Source organism: Candidatus Skiveiella danica, assembly GCF_022705245.1.
Classification (GTDB): Bacteria; Pseudomonadota; Gammaproteobacteria; order Burkholderiales; family Burkholderiaceae_C; genus Skiveiella; species Skiveiella danica.
Genome location: NZ_JAKJEW010000074.1, coordinates 1 through 2,403 on the forward strand (window position 1 = coordinate 1; position 2,403 = coordinate 2,403).

The following is a 2,403-nucleotide window of genomic DNA, read 5'->3' on the forward strand; positions in this document are numbered from 1 at the left end:
GGCGTGAAGGGCTCGATGCGGGGCATGGCCTGGGGCAGCCAGCCTGGGCCAAAGGCTTCTTCGATGGCGCCCTCAAGGACTGGCAACAGGGCTATCTGGGTCATCCGCGAGTGCTCCACCCGGTCGATGCGCAGCTTTTTCCAGGTCAAGACCGCCAGGTCGTGCACCATGGCTTTTTCTGCCATGCCCACGGGCTCGAAGTCACGCATCAGTTCGGCTTCAAGGGCTTCAAACTGCGCGGCATCTTCACCCGGCAGCACCACTTGCACGGCGTAGGCGCCGTTCTTCATGGCGTTGTTGACCGTGGCGGCGCGGCCACCGGCCGTCTGGGGGCCGCCGGACCGGGCCTTGTTGGGGATGGGCATGGTGGCTCCTTCAATCCTAAATGTGCCGCCTGCGCCGGGCCACGGCGCTGGCAGCGGCTTCGGCCAGCCTGCGGTGAAATGGGGCGAGCACCGTGCCCTGGTCATGGATAACCCGGTCGATGTCCTCCATCGTCTGCTGCATCTGGCGCTGGTACCAGTTGGAGTCCACATGGGTGGCGTTTTCAAACGTCAATGTCAACATGCCTCGCGCGGCGTCAACACTGCCCATCCGGCCCCCGCGGGGGCCATTGCTCAATTGCCAAAGCGCGGCTTCGCCGCTGAACGGGATGACGTAAGAAAGCTTGTAAGCGTGCACCAACTCCTCACGCCTGACCGGCCTGCCGTAGTCGTCGCCGTCCACCCTCATCCTGATCTTCGTCTCGACTTGCCGGGTCTGCATCTGGTCCCTATCAAGCACCAGAGGCGCGACGGAAAGCTGGTCAACCACTTGTTTGACCACGGCCTCGTCACCTGCGGCCAGAAACTCCTGCTGGTGGATGCCCTCCACCACGCCGGCCACAGCGCGCTGCCTTGCGTCGAGATAGGAAGAGAGGCTGTCACCGTCGAAAAGGCAGATTTGTACTTGTTCGTCCACGGGCTCCCCTTGAGTTTGTTGATTCGCAATCTGGCTGCGAACGTGCAGTATGCGTCTCCTGAATCCGGGTGACCGCGATTTCTACCAATACATAAGTGCTCACAAGTGCTGACCGGTGCCCGCAATAATCAATTGGAGTCTGACCCCAATTACACCTTCGATCAATACGCCGCATCGTGGTCGCCCACGTTCACCGGGACGATTCTTTCATCCTGAATCAGCAGTTCAAGTGTGATCCGGTAGCTCAGATTGATCGAAACGGAATGCACCCCGGCCAGCCGCCCACTCAGGGCATGCAAGCGCAGCGACGGATGAAATGGATTGGCCTCCAGAAGCTGGAGCGTTTTCAGGTATTGCTGGCGCAAATCGGGGTGCCGCTTCAGCCAGCGCACGGCGCGCCGGTCATAGGCATCGGTAAATACCAGCGTCCAGCTCATGCCAGCTTGTCAAGCCGCGCCACATGCGCTTGCGCGGACTCCTGCACAAAGCGCCCCGCAGCCAGATCGGCGCGCGTCTGCGCCAGCGCGGCGTCCAGCTCGCATTCACGCAGATGGTGGTAGTGCGCCAACTCCATCACTACAAACCTGTCTTTGCCGCGCACCGAAACAATCGCCTCGGCATGGTCCGCCAGTACGGCCTCTATGGCAGCCACCCCTTTAATTTTCAACTCGTTCGCGCTGATGTGCGTCATTCCGGCTCCTTTAGACAATGTTATCAATCACACTGTTCATCATACGGTAAAAGCTTGAACTGCCATTTTCGCCACACGATTTCCTCACCACCCAAACCGGTACCGCACCACGTAATACCCCAGCTTCAGCACCTCGTTGCCCACGAAATCCGACGCACCCGGGTTGCGCCACCAGCGCCAGCCGGGCCACCAGGGCGGGGCGGTGGCGACCAGGGTGTAGTCGATGCCGGTGCCGCGCAAAACCGAGCCCCAGGTGTAGCGCAGGCGCAGCATGTGGGGCGGGTCGCTCACCACCATCACGGTGCGCAAGCCTTCGGCCTGCATGCGCTCGCGCACGGCCAGTGCCTCACCCCAGCTGCCAGAGCTTCCAGGCGCTGGCATCGAATCCACAATCTCCACGCCCGGCACCCTGGCCTCGGCATCGGCAATCTGTGCGGCGCTGGGGTACACCAGGATCAGCCGCTGGCTGTACCCCGCCATCACCAAGTCGCGCCCGCGCGCATACCGGCCGCCCATGCCCTCGTCACCGCCCAGCACCACCACCGCATCCACATGGCGCGCGTCCCCGGCCGGCGCAGACAACAGGGCCCCCGAGGTGAAAAACCCCAGCAGCGCCAGTTCCGGCAAGCACAGAAACGCCACCAAAAGCGCCACTGCGACCTTGGCGCGGCGACTCATGGCCGCCGGATTGCCGCGCTGCGCCTGCGATGACACATCAACATCCATAGCAAACAATGACCATTCCACACTGG

Annotated in this window: 5 protein-coding genes; all 5 read right to left on the reverse strand. The window is 62.3% G+C overall.

Annotation, left to right across the window (positions count from 1 at the left end; genetic code table 11):
* On the reverse strand, positions 1-365 hold a 365-nt coding region (locus tag ACMUOY_RS19955), incomplete at its 3' end, for a hypothetical protein (RefSeq protein ID WP_413894484.1).
* Between the two features lie 16 nt (positions 366-381).
* On the reverse strand, positions 382-960 hold the full coding sequence (locus ACMUOY_RS19960; RefSeq protein ID WP_413894485.1) for a hypothetical protein: 579 nt from the start codon (positions 958-960) through the stop codon (positions 382-384).
* Between the two features lie 161 nt (positions 961-1,121).
* A complete protein-coding gene (locus tag ACMUOY_RS19965) occupies positions 1,122-1,397 on the reverse strand; it encodes a type II toxin-antitoxin system YafQ family toxin (RefSeq protein WP_413894486.1) in 276 nt (91 codons plus the stop codon).
* Entirely contained in the window at positions 1,394-1,651 is a 258-nt protein-coding gene (locus tag ACMUOY_RS19970) for a hypothetical protein (RefSeq protein WP_413894487.1), read from the reverse strand. Before ACMUOY_RS19970 ends, ACMUOY_RS19965 begins: the two co-directional genes overlap by 4 nt.
* Positions 1,652-1,735: 84 nt before the next feature.
* A partial coding sequence (locus ACMUOY_RS19975; protein WP_413894488.1) for a YdcF family protein occupies positions 1,736-2,403 on the reverse strand: 668 nt, incomplete at its 5' end.